Annotated in this window: 18 protein-coding genes and 1 pseudogene; 14 read left to right on the top strand and 5 right to left on the bottom strand. The window is 63.1% G+C overall.

What is annotated here, in order from left to right:
- Positions 1–301 precede the first annotated feature (301 nt).
- The 4 genes from B8V81_RS16005 (at position 302) to B8V81_RS16020 (ending at position 2,967) form a co-directional block, all read left to right on the top strand.
- Positions 302–535, top strand: a complete 234-nt coding sequence (locus B8V81_RS16005) for a hypothetical protein (RefSeq protein WP_127464560.1) — start codon at positions 302–304, stop codon at positions 533–535.
- A 100-nt stretch (positions 536–635) separates the two neighbouring features.
- Entirely contained in the window at positions 636–893 is a 258-nt protein-coding gene (locus B8V81_RS16010) for a hypothetical protein (protein ID WP_101808733.1), read from the top strand.
- Between the two features lie 303 nt (positions 894–1,196).
- Complete coding sequence (locus B8V81_RS16015; protein WP_101808734.1) at positions 1,197–2,159, top strand: ABC transporter ATP-binding protein; 963 nt, start codon at positions 1,197–1,199, stop codon at positions 2,157–2,159.
- On the top strand, positions 2,152–2,967 hold the full coding sequence (locus B8V81_RS16020) for an ABC transporter permease (RefSeq protein WP_101808735.1): 816 nt from the start codon (positions 2,152–2,154) through the stop codon (positions 2,965–2,967). The genes B8V81_RS16015 and B8V81_RS16020 overlap by 8 nt, the downstream gene beginning before the upstream one ends.
- 755 nt (positions 2,968–3,722) lie before the next feature.
- On the opposite strand, the gene cls is transcribed toward B8V81_RS16020, so the two are convergent.
- Positions 3,723–5,150 carry a cardiolipin synthase gene (gene cls, locus B8V81_RS16025; RefSeq protein ID WP_101808736.1) on the bottom strand — a complete coding sequence of 476 codons (1,428 nt, stop codon included), beginning with the start codon at positions 5,148–5,150 and terminating at the stop codon, positions 3,723–3,725.
- Positions 5,151–5,366: 216 nt separating this feature from the next.
- Here cls and B8V81_RS16030 point away from each other — a divergent pair, with 216 nt between their 5' ends.
- The 3 genes from B8V81_RS16030 (at position 5,367) to B8V81_RS16040 (ending at position 6,876) form a co-directional block, all read left to right on the top strand.
- Positions 5,367–5,840, top strand: a complete 474-nt coding sequence (locus B8V81_RS16030; protein ID WP_101808737.1) for a bactofilin family protein — start codon at positions 5,367–5,369, stop codon at positions 5,838–5,840.
- 115 nt (positions 5,841–5,955) lie between these two features.
- Positions 5,956–6,084, top strand: a complete 129-nt coding sequence (locus tag B8V81_RS26060; RefSeq protein ID WP_255309779.1) for a hypothetical protein — start codon at positions 5,956–5,958, stop codon at positions 6,082–6,084.
- A gap of 87 nt (positions 6,085–6,171) precedes the next feature.
- Positions 6,172–6,876 (top strand): Fic family protein, encoded by a 705-nt coding sequence (locus tag B8V81_RS16040; protein ID WP_146000514.1) that lies wholly within the window; start codon positions 6,172–6,174, stop codon positions 6,874–6,876.
- A 575-nt stretch (positions 6,877–7,451) separates the two neighbouring features.
- Here the strand turns inward: B8V81_RS16040 and ligD are convergent.
- From ligD to ku, 3 genes are read right to left on the bottom strand one after another with little or no spacing between them, the layout of a single operon-like run.
- The gene (ligD, locus tag B8V81_RS16045; protein ID WP_101808740.1) at positions 7,452–8,348 is read right to left on the bottom strand and encodes a non-homologous end-joining DNA ligase; all 897 of its coding nucleotides are present in this window, start codon (positions 8,346–8,348) and stop codon (positions 7,452–7,454) included.
- A gap of 21 nt (positions 8,349–8,369) precedes the next feature.
- On the bottom strand, positions 8,370–9,716 hold the full coding sequence (locus B8V81_RS16050; RefSeq protein WP_101808741.1) for an ATP-dependent DNA ligase: 1,347 nt from the start codon (positions 9,714–9,716) through the stop codon (positions 8,370–8,372).
- The gene (gene ku, locus B8V81_RS16055) at positions 9,717–10,682 is read right to left on the bottom strand and encodes a non-homologous end joining protein Ku (protein WP_028600604.1); all 966 of its coding nucleotides are present in this window, start codon (positions 10,680–10,682) and stop codon (positions 9,717–9,719) included. It lies immediately after the preceding gene.
- A gap of 169 nt (positions 10,683–10,851) precedes the next feature.
- Between ku and B8V81_RS26175 the strand changes: the two genes are divergently transcribed.
- Entirely contained in the window at positions 10,852–11,247 is a 396-nt protein-coding gene (locus B8V81_RS26175; RefSeq protein WP_043112002.1) for a hypothetical protein, read from the top strand.
- Between the two features lie 53 nt (positions 11,248–11,300).
- Positions 11,301–11,498 (top strand): H-type small acid-soluble spore protein, encoded by a 198-nt coding sequence (locus B8V81_RS16065; protein WP_028600603.1) that lies wholly within the window; start codon positions 11,301–11,303, stop codon positions 11,496–11,498.
- 46 nt (positions 11,499–11,544) lie between these two features.
- Here the strand turns inward: B8V81_RS16065 and B8V81_RS16070 are convergent, their stop codons facing one another.
- On the bottom strand, positions 11,545–11,745 hold the full coding sequence (locus B8V81_RS16070; protein WP_101808742.1) for a hypothetical protein: 201 nt from the start codon (positions 11,743–11,745) through the stop codon (positions 11,545–11,547).
- 276 nt (positions 11,746–12,021) lie between these two features.
- On the opposite strand from B8V81_RS16070, the gene B8V81_RS16075 reads away from it, so the two are divergent.
- The 5 genes and pseudogenes from B8V81_RS16075 to tsaD all read left to right on the top strand — a co-directional run bounded on the left by B8V81_RS16075 (position 12,022) and on the right by tsaD (position 16,110).
- Positions 12,022–12,897 (top strand): YitT family protein, encoded by an 876-nt coding sequence (locus B8V81_RS16075; RefSeq protein WP_101808743.1) that lies wholly within the window; start codon positions 12,022–12,024, stop codon positions 12,895–12,897.
- Positions 12,898–13,092: 195 nt separating this feature from the next.
- Positions 13,093–13,554, top strand: a pseudogene (gene tsaE, locus B8V81_RS16080) (tRNA (adenosine(37)-N6)-threonylcarbamoyltransferase complex ATPase subunit type 1 TsaE); the annotation flags it as partial.
- On the top strand, positions 13,546–14,550 hold the full coding sequence (gene tsaB / locus B8V81_RS16085; RefSeq protein ID WP_342352576.1) for a tRNA (adenosine(37)-N6)-threonylcarbamoyltransferase complex dimerization subunit type 1 TsaB: 1,005 nt from the start codon (positions 13,546–13,548) through the stop codon (positions 14,548–14,550). The pseudogene tsaE and the gene tsaB, both read left to right, overlap by 9 nt.
- Positions 14,537–15,064: a ribosomal protein S18-alanine N-acetyltransferase gene (gene rimI, locus B8V81_RS16090; RefSeq protein ID WP_052333625.1), complete on the top strand. Its 528-nt coding sequence runs from the start codon at positions 14,537–14,539 to the stop codon at positions 15,062–15,064. Before tsaB ends, rimI begins: the two co-directional genes overlap by 14 nt.
- A complete protein-coding gene (tsaD, locus tag B8V81_RS16095) occupies positions 15,061–16,110 on the top strand; it encodes a tRNA (adenosine(37)-N6)-threonylcarbamoyltransferase complex transferase subunit TsaD (protein WP_101808744.1) in 1,050 nt (349 codons plus the stop codon). Before rimI ends, tsaD begins: the two co-directional genes overlap by 4 nt.
- The last annotated feature ends 316 nt before the right edge of the window (positions 16,111–16,426 follow it).

The following is a 16,426-nucleotide window of genomic DNA, read 5'->3' on the forward strand; positions in this document are numbered from 1 at the left end:
CGGCAGCGAAATCCGGCTTTCAAGCGAAAGCCGGATTTTTTTAAAATATCGCTAAATAAAGAAGGAATTCTTCTTCTTTGGTCGAAAATGTAAGCGGATACATAACGATCCAGCGAATTTCGACAACTTTCTGCGGAATCGGGTCCTCTACTGTCTTGACGAATGAAGAGAATTGCAATAAATTAAAGAGGTGTTGATACAGATCGTAACAACCAAAACGCTCGAGGGGGCTCATGCTGCTCTCGCTTCCATACCGCGGCTTGCTTGCAGAGGAGCAGAACGACAACCCAAAGGGGGATTCATGATGAGATTCAACGATCAATTCCATTGCCTCAGCTGCGACCGTCAGCTTCCGGGCGCCGAGGCGTCGGTGCTGTTCCGGACGGGCTTTTATCGCGTCGACTACCGGCTCGGCTGCTGCAAAGCCTGCGAGGATCAGGCAGAGGGAGGCGCTGCGGCCGACCGGGACGGACAAGCCCCTGGAGCTCGCGACATCGCGCATTCGCGCTTCGCCCACTATTCGATCTCGGCTTGACGGTTGCCGGATGAATAAACGAAATCGGGATACGTTTCGTATCTGGTAAGCTCGGGTAAGGAGAAGGGGGCAAGACCATTCCAGTCTGAGGAGTGATAAGATGGACATGAAAGCGAACTGGAAGATGTTCCATTGTCTATGCTGCGGGCAGCTGCTTCGCCTCGAAGCGGCGGACAAGCTGTTCCAGACCGGATTCTATCAGGCGTCCTATCCGCTTGGCAGCTGCACGTCCTGCCGCGATGCGAAGCAAGCTTCCAGCTCCGGCCTATCGACTTCCCCTGGGGAATCCGGATCTGACCCGGGACCAAGCTCATCTCCGTCCAGCCTGCTGTACGGCTGCTCGATCCTAAGCGCCTGAGCGAGCTGGAACAACGACACACTTGCGAATCGCTTCAGGCATTCCGGCCTAGGACATGGGCGGGATGCTTTTTTTTGTCGGAAAAGACGGCCGAGGAGACTAGATTCTGCTTCAGAGCCGCGATCCGCACGGCGAGAAGCAGGAAGGAGCGGAGGATCCTTTCCTTCTTAACCGGGAAGGATCTGTTCTGAAACAGCCTTCGCCAAAAAAGGCTCGCTGCCGCGGATGCAGGCGCGGTTTCCAACCAGAGCGCGGATAGGCTATAATAGGCTGGATATGGATGGAAACGGAGGGAGGTCAACCATGCTGAGCCAGCCTATCGTACAATTGAAGCAAGTGACGAAGCGGATCGGCGGCAAGACGATCATCGACAATCTGTCGCTCGAGCTTCCGCAAGGCGAAGTATTTGGATTTCTCGGTCCGAACGGTTCGGGCAAGACGACGACGATCCGCATGATGGTCGGCCTGATGCGCATGTCGGAGGGAGACATCATGATCGGCGGCTCCAGCATCCGCACCGACTACGAAAAGGCGATCCGCCATGTCGGAGCGATCGTGGAGAATCCGGAGATGTACAAATATCTGACCGGCTACCAGAACCTGCTGCACTATGCGCGCATGGTGCCGGGCATCAGCCGCAACCGCATCGACGAGGTCATCCGCCTCGCCGGCCTGGACAAGCGCATCGAGGACAAGGTCAAGACCTACTCGCTCGGGATGAGGCAGCGGCTCGGCGTCGCTCAGGCGCTGCTGCACAAGCCTTCGCTGCTCATTCTGGACGAGCCGACAAACGGGCTCGATCCCGCGGGCATCCGCGAACTGCGCGATTACTTGCGCCGGCTGGCGGCGGAGGAGGGAACGACCGTGTTCGTCTCCAGCCATCTCCTGTCGGAGATGGAGCTGATGTGCGATCAGGCGGCGATCATCCAGGCGGGACGGCTGATCGACGTCCGCCGCCTGCGCGGCGGCGAGGAGGCCGATGCGGCCGGCATCCGCATGCCGGTGCAGATGCTGTTCGAGGTCGACCGTCCGGACGAGGCGGCCGCGCTGATCCGGGACGCCATCCGGACGGCGGACGGAGTGCCGGCGCAGGTGCAGGTGCGGAGCGAGGCGGGGGCGATCCTGCTGGACGCCCGCCGCGCCGACGTCGCCGAGATCAACGCGCTGCTCGTGCGCGGCGGCATCCTTGTGTACGGCATCCGCTCCGCCGGCAAGACGCTGGAAGAGCAATTCCTGGAAGTGACGGGAGGGGAATCGGTTGTTTGATTTTGCAGCTCTCGTCGCGAACGAGAACATGAAGATCTACCGGCGCCCGCGGGCATGGATCATGCTCGGACTGCTGGCGCTGCTGGCGGCGGCGATCGCGCTCATCGCCTCGGCTTCCTCCAGCTCTCCGCTGGAGATGTGGTCGATGACGAGCGTCATGCTCATGCTGCTCGTGCCGCTGGCCAACATTTTCAGCGTCATCATCGCCGCCGACAGCGTCGCCGGCGAATTCACCGGCGGCACGATCAAGCTGCTGCTGATCCGGCCGTGGACGCGCTCCAAGGTGCTTCTCTCCAAGTACGTCTCGGTGCTGATCTTCGTGATGTTCACGCTGCTGGTCGTCTATCTGTCCGTGCTGCTGATCAACTCGGCGGTGTTCGGCTACGAGCGGGGCGTCTCGGCTGAAAAGGCGTTCGGCGTCCTCGACCCGGGCCTGTCGGCATGGTCGTACTATCATCAGTACTTCCTGCTCGAGCTGATCTCCGCGGCCGTAGGCGTCACGCTCGCCTTCATGATCTCGGCGGTATTCCGCAGCAGCGCGTTGTCGATCGGGCTGTCGCTGTTCCTGCTGCTCATGGGCGCGACGCTGTCGCAGCTGCTGCGGCTCGTGGACAAGCCGTGGGTGGACTACGTGCTGTTCCAGCACCTCAACCTGACGCGCTACATCGGCAGCGGCGGCGCGAGCGGAGAGCTCCATTCCGGCTCTCCGATGACGATCGGCTTCTCGCTGGCCGTGCTCGCCGGCTACTACCTCGTCTTCATGGCGCTGTCCTGGTTCGTATTCACGAAGCGGGACGTCGCGGCCTAAGCGGCGACGGAGCCGCTTAGGCTCCGCGCAGGGCCCTGCTCCCAAGCGCTGTGCATACACGACGATGCGCAGAGGGATGTAAAGTGCGCCCAGACGGCGTGTGCAGGCTGCTGCGAACGCAAGCGGCTGTGCATGGCTGGCGCATCTGTGAGGTCGCGCCGGCGGCTGACCGCCAGGCGTGGATGCACGCTCACGCTGGCGAGCTTGAACTTAGCACACAGCCCCACGCTCGATTTCGAGCGTGGGGCTTTTTTCGTTCGCTTGCGGTGCGCTAACGATACTGCAGGACGCTATTCGTCCTGAAAAGTGGCGATTGAAATCGTAACGATACTGAGGAACGCTATTGGGTGCTGAAACCATGTTTTTTCGCCGTCGGAGGCTCAATAGCGCTTGTGAGTATCGTTAGAAAATGCAGAGCGTCGTTTGGAGCGGAATAGCGTCGCTGAGTATCGTTAGCTCGGTGGCTCGGTGCGAGTAGGAGCGGCCGTTCGTTGCAAGCGGCAGGGGCGGAAGGAGCGACAACGGTGATTAAGTCGGTGTAAGCTACAGGGGCGGGGCGATCCAGTCGGTGCAGGCGGCAGGGGCGGGGCGATCCAGTCGGTGCAAGCGGGAGGGGCGGAAGGAGCGGCGACGGCGATCTAATCGTGTCCTTCGACAAGCCGAAGGATCGGCCCATCACGCGCATACGGTCTCCCGACCGACGCGCCTGCTCGTTCTGACCCGCTCGCACGCCAAGCGGCACGGTCCGCAGCCTCCTACAGCAGCGGAGAAAGCATATGCGCCACGACCTCCGCCGCTTTTTGCATCCGCGGGCGCTTCTCGAACTCATGCAGGGTCAGCTCGTAGCAGTCTCCAAGATCCGCCATGAAGTCCTCTTCCAGCCGCGAGATCGCCTTGGCGCTGTATACATGGGCGTTGATCTCGAAGTTGCTGAAAAAGCTCCTCATGTCCATGTTCGCCGTGCCTACCGAGGCTAGCAGCCGGTCGACGATCATGACCTTGGCGTGGATGAAGCCCTTGCGGTAGCGGTAGATGCGCACGCCCGCCATGAGCAGGTCCTCGACATAGGAGAGCGAGGAGTAGAGGACCAGCTTGGAGTCCGATCCATGCGGCAGGATGATGCGCACGTCCACGCCGCTCAGCGCCGCCGTCCGCAGGCTCATGAGCACGCTCGGGTCTGGGATGAAGTAAGGCGTCGCGATGTACACCTTTTCCTTGGCCGCGCTGATGGCGGAAAAGACTCCTTCCAGGATGGCGTCGGAGCTCGTATCCGGCCCGCTGGCGACGATCTGCACCTGCTCTTCGCCGATGCAGCCGTGCTCCGGCAAGTACTCCGGCTTTTCCAGCCGCTCCCGCGCGGTAAACCACCAATCCCTCATGAAGACGAGCTGTAAATAATAGACGGAGTCCCCGGTCAGCTTGATATGCGTATCGCGCCAGAAGCCGAGCTTGGGGTCCTTGCCGAGATATTCGTCCCCGATATTGATGCCGCCGACGAACCCGGCCGTGCCGTCCACGACGACGATCTTGCGATGGTTGCGGAAGTTGACGCGCTTGTCGAAAAAGGCGATCCGCGGCGTGAGGAAGCATTGCACGCAGACGCCGGCTTCCTCCAGCTCCTTGACGAACCAGCTCTTGAGCTCCAGGCTGCCGATCCCGTCGTAGATGATGCGGATCTCGACGCCTTGCTTCGCTTTGCGGAGCAGCGCCTCCTTGAAGCGGCAGCCGATCTCGTCGTCGCGCAGCGTGTAGTAGTCGAGGTGGATGTGATGCTTCGCCCCCTCGAGAGCGTCCAGGATGGAGGCGTAGGTCGCTTCGGCATTCGTCAGCACCTCCGTCTCGTTGCATCCGGTGATCGGGAGCATCGAGAAGCTGCCGAGCAGGTTGAATAGCCGCTCCTCATGCGCGAAGTCAGGCGCTTCCATATCCTGCGCGCGGTGGACGAGCGCGCTCTGGCGCAGCGCCTTCAGCTGCACTTCGCGGGCGATGACGCCGCGGCGGCGGACGGTGCGGCGGTTCTGGAACTCTTTCGCGATAAAGTAGTACATGACGAAGCCGATGACCGGCAGCACGAACAGGATAAGCAGCCAGGCGACGGTCTTGCTCGGCTGGCGGTATTCCAGGATGAGGATGGTCATGATTTGAAAGAGGAAGACCAAGAGCGCGATCAGCAGCCAGAACATGGGGCACCTTCTTATAGGAGATGAAATAGGATCTTCTCTATAAGTATCAACGATGGACGGCGATTTCAAGCAGGAATCGGGGGTGGAGCGATACGCGGGCTTGGGCGGCAGACTCGAACATGAACCGGCCTGCCCTCGACGAGTTCTGTCATGAACGGCCTCCATCGAGAATACATACTACATAGCACGAGCCTACACTGCGGGAGGGGATGGAGCATGTTCAAGGAAAACAAGCGCTTGATGGCGGCCGACACGCTGATCGGGCAAGGCACGCGCGCAGAGGGCACGCTGTCCTGCCAGGCCAGTTTGCGCATCGAAGGGGAATACCGGGGCGACATCGAGTGCAAGGAGGATGTCATCGTCGGCGAAAGCGGAGTGGTCCGCTCCAACATATCCGCGCGCGACTTGACCATCTCCGGCAAGGTGTACGGCGATGTCGTGACGACCGGCAGGCTCACGATCCTGAGCAGCGGGCAGCTTCATGGCAGCGCGACGACGGCGTCGCTGCTCGTGCAGGACGGCGGCGTCCTCAGCGGCAGCTGCCGCATGGAGGCTCCGCGTCTGCAAGAAGCCGCGCAGCCTGCGCCGGCTCCTGCTCCGCAGGCAGCCCGCCAGGTCCAGAGCGGCGAGCCGGCTCCGCCGCGCGAGCTGCGCGAGGGCGTCGTGAAGGAGCGCCGCCAGGCGGGCTGAGCGGCGCGGCAAGCGGCGAAGGGTCCGGACACCGTCATGCGGCGGATGGCGCGAGCCTGCTGGCGAGCGTGGAAGGGGTCCGGACTGCCGTCGTGCGGCGCACGGAGGGTGCAGCTTGTTCTACAGGTTGGTAGAAAATCTTCTTGCCTATTACATCGTTTTGGGCTATTCTTTGAAAAAACGCCAAGCGATGAAGCTTGTGCGCGCAATCAATGGCCTGGACGAAGCACGTCCTGTTGCTTGACCGGATCGAATCCCGATTCGTTTCCTTTCGCTCGCGAAAGGAGGCGGATCGACGACTCCATTCCGTCACGCGGCAGGGCGTTTTTTTATGGGCGATAGGGAGGCGAAAGGAATCAAGGCAAAGGAAGAACATGAATTCGAGGAGGCGCATGCGGTATGGCTGAACGGCCACCTTCGCAAGCGCAAAGGCGAACGGAGAGATCGGCTGAAACGAGGTCACGGACATGGGGAGAAGCTGTTTCTAAAGAAAGTATGGTGGCCGATGTTCGGTTCGCTCGACGAATTGCACCCTGAGTATGAAGTGAGTGACTGGCGTGGCGCGAGATGCTACCTGGACTTCGCATGGCTGAGAGGCGATCTGCGCTTCAACCTCGACGTGAAAGGATACGGCCCCCATGTGGAGCAGACGGATCGAACGAAGTATGAGCGCGAGCTTCTGCGAGAAATTCAGCTTCAAACTTATTCTTTCCGAAATGTTGCGATTCCCTACGACACGGTTGCCAGAGATCCGCAGCTGCTTCAGCAGATGATCAGGCAGCTGCTTCAATCCCTTGAGCGAAAGCCTTCCGAGACTTCCCTCAATCTGTCAACGACAGAGCTGGCTATATTGCAATTTGCTCAGACCCAACTCAAGGACGTCTCTCCAAGCCAAGTGGCAAAGGCAATTGGAATTCATCCCAGCACAGCTCGGCATTATATGAAAAAGTTAGTGGAGAAGGGAAGGTTGATCGCGCTGGGTAAATCGACTTGTGTGCGGAGATATCAGTACTTTAGAGATGAGTTTCGTTTCTAGCAGCGTAAGTGCGGGAGTCGCCCTGCCCCGCGCGCCCCAGCCCGCTACGCGCGGAAATACTGTGCGTAGCGGGAGTGCCTCGCACGCCCCAGCCCGCTACGCGCGGAAAAACCGCGCGTAACGGGAGCGCCTCGCGCGCCCTAGCCGTCTACGCGCGGAAATACTGCGCGTAGCGGGAGCGCCTCGCACGCCCTAGCCGTCTATGCGCGGAAATACTGCGCGTAGCGGGAGCGCCTCGCACGCCCTAGCCGTCTATGCGCGGAAAAACTGCGCGTAGCGGGAGCGCCTCGCGCGCCCCAGCCGTCTACGCGCGGAAAAACCGCGCGTAGCGAAAGCGCCCCGCGCGCCCCAGCCCGCTACGCGCGGAAATACCGCGCGTAGCGGGAGCGCCTCGCGCGCCCCAGCCCGCTACGCGCGGAAAAACCGCGCGTAGCGAAAGCGCCCCGCGCGCCCCAGCCCGCTACGCGCGGAAAAACTGCGCGTAGCGAAAGCGACCCGCGCGCCCCAGCCCGCTACGCGCGGAAAAACTGCGCGTAGCGGGAGGGCTGTCCAATGCCGTCACGAGTCTACTCTCCTCACCGCCGCCGAAGAAACTCCAAAATCGGCCGCAGCCGCTGGCGGGGAGCGGCTTCGAGCAGATCGCCCTTCTCCTGCAGCCGCTCCGCGATATTGAGCAGATGAAAGTCGGCGATCTGCGCGCCGGCGCGGATCTCGTCCCAGCCGAGCGGCGTCGACACGGTCGCGCCCGGCTTGGCGCGCGGCGTGTACGGAGCGGCGATCGTCTTGCCTTGATAATGCTGCAAGTAATCGAAGTAGATGCGGTCGCCGCGATGCTTCTTGAGCCGCTCGACGGTGAACAGGTCCGGCCGCTTCTGCGTCATATACTCGCCGACGAATTGCCCGATCGAGCGCAGCTCGTCGAAGGAGAGCCGATCCGCCAACGGCACGATGAGCTGCACGCCGGTCGCTCCGCTCGTCTTGGCCAGCGACTCGATGCCGAGCGCGGCGAGCTGCTCGCCGACGAGCAGGGCCGCCTCCATGATGCGCGGCTCCTCCTCCTGCGATGGATCAAGGTCGATCACCCATTCCAGCGGATGGACCGGATCGTCCGCGAGGTCGAACGAAGCGTGGAATTCCAGGCAGGCCAGATTGCCGAGCCAAAGCAGCGTCGGCAGCTTGTCCAGCACGACGTAGTCGATTCCGCCGCTGACGCGCGTGGCGACGAATTCCGGCCGGGGCTCCGGACAATTTTTTTGGTAAAAAAACTTGTCGTGGATGCCATGCGGATAGCGGATCGTCGTCAGATGCCGGTCGCGGCAGTGGCGGATCAAATAAGGAGAAAGCTGGATCAGCTTCTCCAGGAACGTCAGCTTCGTCACGCCTGCCTCCGGCCAGAGCGGCTTGGACGGATTCGTGATCGAGAGCGCGACCCCCTCGACGGTGATTTCTCCTATTTCCGGCTTGACCGCCATGCTTGCAACTCCTCCTTCCGATCAGCTCGTCGCGCGGCCGAAGCCCGCCAGCTTCGGATGCCGGAGCTGTCCGGCCTCGGTAATCTCCAGTCCCGTGACGGTGCCAGGCAGCGGCGCTTCCAGCCAGACGATCCGCTCGCCCTTAAGGTCCGACGGCAGCGCCGAAAAAGGAAGCGTGCCGTGCTGACGGCTTCCTTCCCGAAAGGCTTCGTCCGGAACGAGCTGCTCCGTCAGCAGCGTCCTCATCTCTCCCGTCAATCCGAGCGATACGCTGCCGAAATACTGCCCTTCCAAGCTCATGACCAGGCTCGCGACCTGCCCTTCCCGGACCTTCAGCCCCACGATATCGACATCGATCCGCAGCGCGGTTTTCGTCTTGAACCAGTCCCGATGCTTCTTGGCCGGACGATAGGGGGCCGTCAGCCGCTTGCTGACGACGCCTTCCCAGCGCTGCTCCTGCACCCATCGCCACAACGCGCGACCGTCGGAATAAAGCTCCGTCACGAGCATGCCGTCCGGCAGCAGAGGGACCAGCTTGAGCAGCCGCTGATGCCTGCTCGCATAGGGCAGCGCCCGCAGGTCGGTTCCCCCGTATGCCAGCAGGTCGAATAGGATAAAGGCGAGGCCGGGAAGCCCGAGCGGCTCGCCGCTGCCATCGGGCCGATCATGCCGAAGCTCCGACTGCGAGGCCGCTCCCTGTCGAGCGCTCCCGGGGCTTTCGGCCCCGTTCCTGGCCTCGTCCGCTGCCATGGCTGCGTCAGCCGCAGCGTTTTCGGCTCCGCCCCGCCAAGGGCGGACGCCGGGATCCGGATGACGCAGGAGCGTCATCGCCGAGCCTGCCGAACGGCCGCGCATCCGCTCGCGCTGCAGCACCCGCTGGAAGCTCGGACGCTCGCCGGTCCAAGCGATCAGCTCGCCGTCGAGCACGCATGGACCGAGCGCCGGGGCGGCGCTTCGCAGCAGCTCGACGAGTTCCGGATAGATGGCGTTTTTGCGCAGTCCGTTGCGAGAAAAAAGCTCGATTCCGCCATCCCCGCCGATCGTGGCGAGCAAGCGGACGCCGTCCCATTTGATCTGATAGCCCCAGTCGGGCCCTTCCGGCAGCTTTGCCGCATGGATCGGCGCCATAGGCTGCATCGCCTCGGCCGCGCCGCCCGCCTGCGCCCCAGCGATAGGCCACGGATCTGCCTCGGCCGCGCCGCCCGCCTGCGCCTCAGCGATAGGCCACGGAACTGCCTCGGCCGTGCCGCCCGCCTGCGCCCCAGCGATCGCGCTCGGATCCGCCTCGGCCGCGCCGGAGCTGCCGGCTCCCGCCATGCCCATCTCGCCTGCCCGCCCGACTTTTCCGCCCGCGCGGCTCGCTCCCATCTAGGAAGCCCCGGCGTCCTTTTTCTTTTTGACGCGAGGCTTCGGCGCTTTTTTCGTCCCGTTGGCGGAGGCGGACTCCGCTGCCGGATCGGTCTTCCCGCCTCCCGCCGCCCCAGCGGTAGCGGCTTTCTTGCGCTTGCCGCCTGCCACGGCGGCAGCTCCCGCTCCCGCATCCGTCACCGGGATCGCGGCCGGCGTCTTGACCGACTCGAGGCTCGCCTGCAGGGCGGCCATGAGGTCGAGCACCCGCCCCGGCTCCTGGCGCGGCGCGACGGTGACGTCCTCGCCCGCGATTTTGCCCTGGATCAGATCCTGCATCGAGCTGCGGTAGTCGTCGGTGTACTTTTCCGGCTCGAACGGCGTCGTCAGCTGATCGATGAGCAGCTTGGCCATCGCCAGCTCCTTGTCGCTCACCTGAACCTGCCCCGGCAGGTTCGGCACCTGCGATACGGCCCGGATCTCGTCCGGGTAAAAGATCGTCTCCATCGCCAGGCAGCCGTCCTCCAGCACGCGGATGGCGGCAAGGCTGCTCTTGGAGCGGATCGAAATCTTGGCGATGCCGATCTTGCCCGACTGCTTCATCGCCTCCATCAGCAGCGAGTAGGCCCCGCCCCCGGCCTGGTCGGGCGACAAATAGTACGTCTTCTGGAAGTAGATCGGATCGATCTCCTCCAAGGCGACGAAATCGAGGATCTGGATCGTCTTGGACTTCTCGCCCGCGGCCGCTTCCAGCTCGTCCTTCGAGAACGTGACGAAACGGCCCTTTTCGTACTCATAGCCCTTGACGATCTCGTCCCACTCGATCTTCCTGTCGCATACCGGACACTCCCGCACATAAGCGATCGGACTGCCGCAGACCGAATGCAGCATGCGCAGCGAGATATCCTTGTCCTCCGTCGCCGAAAACATCTTGACCGGCACATGGACCAGCCCGAAGCTGATCGCGCCTTTCCATACCGTATGCATCGCTGTCCAGTCGACCTCCTGGCGCCGGGGAAGGCCCGGCTCGTAATACGGACAGTGTGCGTTTCGGCGCCGTTTTCCATGCATGGGGGCGTGGGCGTGAGGGCATATTGACGCATAGGGCTGGATGCAGCCTCTGCACGCTCAGCGACAGCAAGGGAGGCGAAAGCGCATGAACGAGGAAGAAATCCGGCGCAAGCTGGAGAAGGAGCTGGACAACCGGCATATGCTGGCGAGCAAGCGCGACGAGCGCAGCCTGGCCGAGCTCGATGCGGAGATGAGCACGGAGCTGGACGGCTCCCTGGAGGATGGAGGCGCGACGTCCGAGACGGATGCCGGCACCGGAAGGACGAACGATCACGGCGGACGCATGGACTATGAGATGGACATCGACCGGATGGTCGGCGAGGGGCTGGGAGGCGGCCAGGTAACGATCCATAACGGACATATCGGCGAATCGACGACCGACACGATGAGGCTGAAGGAAGATATCGGCTTGGACGAGCAGGAAGAGCCCGATCCGACGGAGCGGCTCGGCCGCATCAAGAGCCAGCTGATGGCCGACTAGGCTTTGCCAGGAATCGAAGTCCGTACAGCGAACGAGATGAAGGAGGAAGACCAATGGACGTGAAGCGCGCGATGGAAATCTACAGATCTTCGGATATGTTCGCGGTGCATCTGGGCGGGGATTCGGTCTGGATCGAGAACGTGGATGAGGCGAACGGCATGGCGACCGTGCAGGTCGGCACGACTCCGCAGAAAACGAAAACCGTGTCGGTCGACCGGCTGCATGAGGGAAAGCCGGAGCGAGAGCATTGATCTGACGCGGATGCGGAACGATCGGCCATCCCGAAGAACGGCATGTTCAGGCCGGTCGGCCGGCCCGAACAGGAAAAGCGCCGTCATCCCGGCCCTTGCGGCACCAGGTGCGGCGCTCTTGCTGCTTGCGGCTCGGGCCGACTTGCGTCTGCGGCTTGCGCGGCCAAAGCTTGCGAGTCGAATCGAGTTCATGCTGCCTTGGCGAAGCTCCTTGCTTCGCCGAGGCTTTTTTGCGGTTGCGGGACATGTGCGCATCGCCTCCTCGGTTTGTCTTTCATGCTACCGGATTCGGGTCTAAGAGGCAAAGCCCAAAATAAATATAAAGAAGAGGATTCGGGAGCATCCTGATGGATTCCGGATGAAAACAGGTGAGAAGTCGAGATAACGAGGGATAACTGGCTGTAATCGCAGATAAACCGTTAGAAAACGAGTTTTCTATTCGAAAACGGTCAAAAACGCTTTAATTTAGTAAAAAGAACCTTTATAATTAAAGATATAGACAGGAGAGAGGGAGTGAGGGGTTATGGCTTCGGTTCACGGACAGCACTTGAGGCTGCCTCTGATCGAGGTGGTCAAGAGGACGATCTTTCTGACGATCGGCGCGATTTTAATGGGGGTTGGGCTGGAAATCTTCCTCGTGCCGAACAATATCATCGACGGCGGCATCACCGGCATTTCGATCATGGTTTCCTATTTGACGGATGCTCCGCTCGGACTTTTCCTATTCGTGCTCAACCTGCCTTTCTTGTTCCTCGGCTACAAGCAGATCGGCAAGACGTTCGCGATCTCCACGCTGTACGGCGTAGCGGTCATGTCGATTACGACGTTCCTGCTGCATGACGTCGACCCGCTGACGATCGACGAGTTCCTCGCCTCGATCTTCGGCGGCATGGTGCTGGGCGTCGGCGTCGGCCTCGTCATCCGGTTCGGCGGCTCGCTCGACGGCACCGAGATCGTCGCGATCCTGTTCTCCAAGAAGCTGCCGTTCTCCGTCGGAGAGATCGTCATGTTCGTCAACCTGTTCATCCTGACGAGCGCCGGGTTCGTGTTCTCCTGGGACCGCGCGATGTACTCCTTGATCGCCTACTACATAGCGTACAAGATGATCGATATCGTCATCGAGGGCTTCGACGAGTCCAAGGCGGCCTGGATCATCAGCGACGAGCATCGCCCTATCGGCGAGGCGATCATGAGCCGGCTCGGGCGCGGCGTCACCTACCTCAACGGCGAGGGCGGCTTCACCGGCGGCGACAAGAAGGTCATCTTCGTCGTCATCACCCGGCTGGAGGAGGCCAAGCTCAAGTCGATCGTGACCGACATGGACCCCGCCGCTTTCCTCGCGGTCGGCAACATCCATGACGTCAAGGGCGGGCGGTTCAAAAAACGGGACATCCACTAGCGGATGCCCGGCAAAGGCTTGCGAGCTTCGGCACGGGGACCTGACCGGTCCCGGCCGGAGCTTTTTTCGCGTCCGCCGCTGCGGCGGACGGCGGCGGACGGCAGCGGACGGCGGTTGCGGCATGCGGAGGCGGCCGATATAATGGGAACAAGATTCCGAGTACGGATGCAGCAGACAGAGAGCAGGGTGGAACAGATGACGATGGAAGCGGCGGAAGCGCAGTGGATCGCGTCCAGCGAGGCGGACACGGTACGGCTCGCGGGGTGGCTGGCGGAGCGCGCCGAGCCCGGGACCGTAATCGCGCTCGACGGCGACCTCGGGGCGGGCAAGACGCGCTTCTCGCAGGCGTTCGCGGCGGCGCTCGCGGTGGAGGGCGTGGTCAGCAGCCCGACGTTTACGATTATAAAGGAATATGAAAGCGGCCGGCTGCCGCTCTACCATATGGATGTGTACCGGCTGTCTCCGGAGGAGGCGGACGAGCTCGGCCTGGACGAGTACTGGTACGGCCGCGGCGTGTCGCTCGTCGAATGGGCGAGCCTGATCCCCGAGCTGCTGCCGGAGCGCAAGCTGAGCATCCGCATCGTCCGCGAGGACGGCGAGCGGAGAGGGTTCGCGCTGCGGGGCGAAGGGCTGCCGTATGCGGCATGGGTGCGGGAATGGCTTGCCGCCGCGGAAGCCGGGGGAACGCAGGCGGGCCTCCTGGCCGGGCAAGCGAAGGCCGAAGCCGGGGAGCCGCTCGTGCTGGCGCTCGACACGGCGACGCCGACGCTCGCCGCCGCGCTCATGCGCGGCAGCGAGGCGCTCGGAAGCGTGCAGGAGCCAGCCGCGCGCAACCATTCCGCGCATGCGGTGCCGGCGGTGCAGCGGCTGCTGCGCGAGGCGGGCTTACGCGGAACGGAGCTTGCGGGCATCGCCGCCGGCGTAGGTCCGGGCTCGTATACGGGCGTGCGGATCGCGGCCTCGATCGCCAAGACGCTCGCCTGGACGTGGGGCGTGCCGCTCGTCGGCGTCTCCACGCCGGAGGCGCTGGCCGCCGGCGCCTGGCGCGAGGCGGCCGGGTTGGCGGCTGCGGCTGTCGGCGGCGCTGATGACGGAAGCGGAGAGCCGGCTGCCGGCGCTCGCGACGGAGGTACGCTCGGCTTGGATTCGTCAAGCTTGCTGGCCGACGAGGCCGGCGGCTGGATCGTGCCGCTGCTCGACGCGCGGCGCGGTCAGGCGTATACGGCGCTGTTCGCGGCCGGCGCCGCTCCCGGCTATGCCGAGGGCCAGTGGCTGCCCGCGGATGCGCCGTGGCGGCGGCTGGAGCCGGACGCGCTGCGCCTGATGGACGGCTGGGCCGCGCGGCTGGCGGAGCTGCTGGCCGCGGCGGACAGACGGCCGGCTTATGTGCTTTTTACCGGCGATCTGGACAAGCATGAAGATAGCATCCGCCGGTTCGAAGAGCTGGCCGAGGCTGGCGGAGATGGACCGGCTGTCTGCAGGCAGCCGCATACGATAGACGGGCGAACCGTCGCCTGGCTCGGGGCACGGAGTCTTGCCGGAGGTGAAGCGGTCGATGCGCACGGACTTGTTCCTAACTACACGCAGCTGGCTGAAGCGGAAGCTAAACTACTGGAAAAATCCCGGGAGGAGAAGAACGATGGCCGACTATGACCGCTTGCGCGAGCAGGCGGAGGACGACGGAGGAGACGGACTCGTCTTCCGCTCCATGAGGATGGAGGACATTCCTTCGATCATCGCCATCGAGCATGAAGCGTTCACCTCCCCGTGGACCTCGGATGCGTTCGCGAACGAGCTGACGCACAACCACTTCGCCCGCTACATGGTCATGCAGCTGCATGGCGAGATCATCGGCTACGGCGGCATGTGGATCATCATGGACGAGGCGCATGTGACGAACATCGCGGTGAGCGGCGCGTTCCGCGGGCGCAAGCTGGGCGCGCGGCTGCTGTCGGAGCTGCAGAAGCTCGCGACGTTTTTCGGCGCCACGAGGATGACGCTGGAGGTGCGGGTAAGCAACGAGATCGCCCAGTCGCTGTACCGCAAGTTCGGCTTCGAGCCTTCCGGCATCCGCCCCGGCTACTATTCCGACAACAATGAGGATGCTCTGATCATGTGGGCCGAGCTCGGCCGCGGCGGAGCGGAAGGAAGGGCGCAATCGCAATGAAGACAGAAGCAGGCTTGATCCTCGCGATCGAGACGAGCTGCGACGAGACGTCCGCCGCGGTCATCCGCGGGGGCAAGGAGATTTTGAGCAACATCGTCTCGAGCCAGATCGAGACGCATCGGCTGTTCGGCGGCGTCGTGCCGGAGATCGCCTCCCGCAAGCATGTGGAGGTGATCACGCTCATCATCGAAGAGGCGCTGCAGGAAGCGGGCGTGCGGCCGGACGAGCTGTCGGCCGTCGCCGTCACCCAGGGGCCGGGGCTCGTCGGCGCGCTGCTCGTCGGCATCGTGTCCGGCATGAGCCTGGCGATGGCGCTCGACATCCCGCTCATCGGCACGCATCATATCGCGGGGCATATCTACGCCAACGCGCTCGTGCAGGAGCTGGAGTATCCGTGCCTCGCGCTCGTCGTGTCCGGCGGCCACACGGAGCTCGTGCTGCTCGAGGAGGAAGGCGTGTTCCGGATCATCGGCCGCACGCGCGACGACGCCGTCGGCGAAGCGTACGACAAGGTCGCGCGGGCGCTCCATTATCCGTATCCGGGCGGACCGCATGTAGACCGCACGGCGGCGGAGGCGCAGACGGTCATCGAGCTGCCGCGCTCCTGGCTGGAGCCGGACTCGTACGACTTCAGCTTCAGCGGCCTCAAGTCGGCCGTGCTGGCCGCCATCAACCAGGCGAACATGAAAGGGCTGGAGCTCGACGTGCCGGGACTGGCCCGCGGCTTCCAGGAGTCGGTCATCGACGTCGTCACCGGCAAGGCGATGCGCGCCGCGCGCGAGCATGGCGTGCGCCAGCTGCTGCTGTGCGGCGGCGTGGCGGCCAACCGCGGCTTGCGCGCGCGGCTGACGGAGCTGTGCGAGGCCGAGGGGCTGCCGCTGCTCATTCCGCCGCATTCGCTCTGTACGGACAATGCGGCGATGATCGGCGCCGCCGCTCATCTCAAGTGGAAGCGCGGCCAGTTCGACGAGCTCGACCTGAAGGCCGATCCCGGCCTGTCGCTGGAGGCCTGGTCGGTCAAGCCGGCTGCCGTCGCGGGGGGCTAGGCAGAGCTCCGGCGCGCATAGTTGAATTTCGCTCCATCCAAAAAAACCGCCTCGGGCGGGCAGGAAGCAACGGCTTCCTGCTTGCCTTGAGGCGGTTTTTGCATGGGCATCATCTATGGCTGCGGAATCGGATTGAGGATGGCAGGCGAAGCGGCATCGAAATGAAACCGGGAAGCGAAAGCGGACTCGTGGAGAAGCGGCAGCGGTTCCCTTGGAGGCCGGATTCCTTCCGTTTCGGAAGAATACAATCAAAGGAATCGGGGCTCCACGGAGATCGAAACGAGTTCCCGCTCCGCGAAGCGGATGTCGGTTTCGA

The sequence above is a fragment of the Paenibacillus pasadenensis genome (assembly GCF_002864175.1).
Lineage (GTDB): Bacteria > Bacillota > Bacilli > Paenibacillales > Paenibacillaceae > Paenibacillus_O > Paenibacillus_O pasadenensis.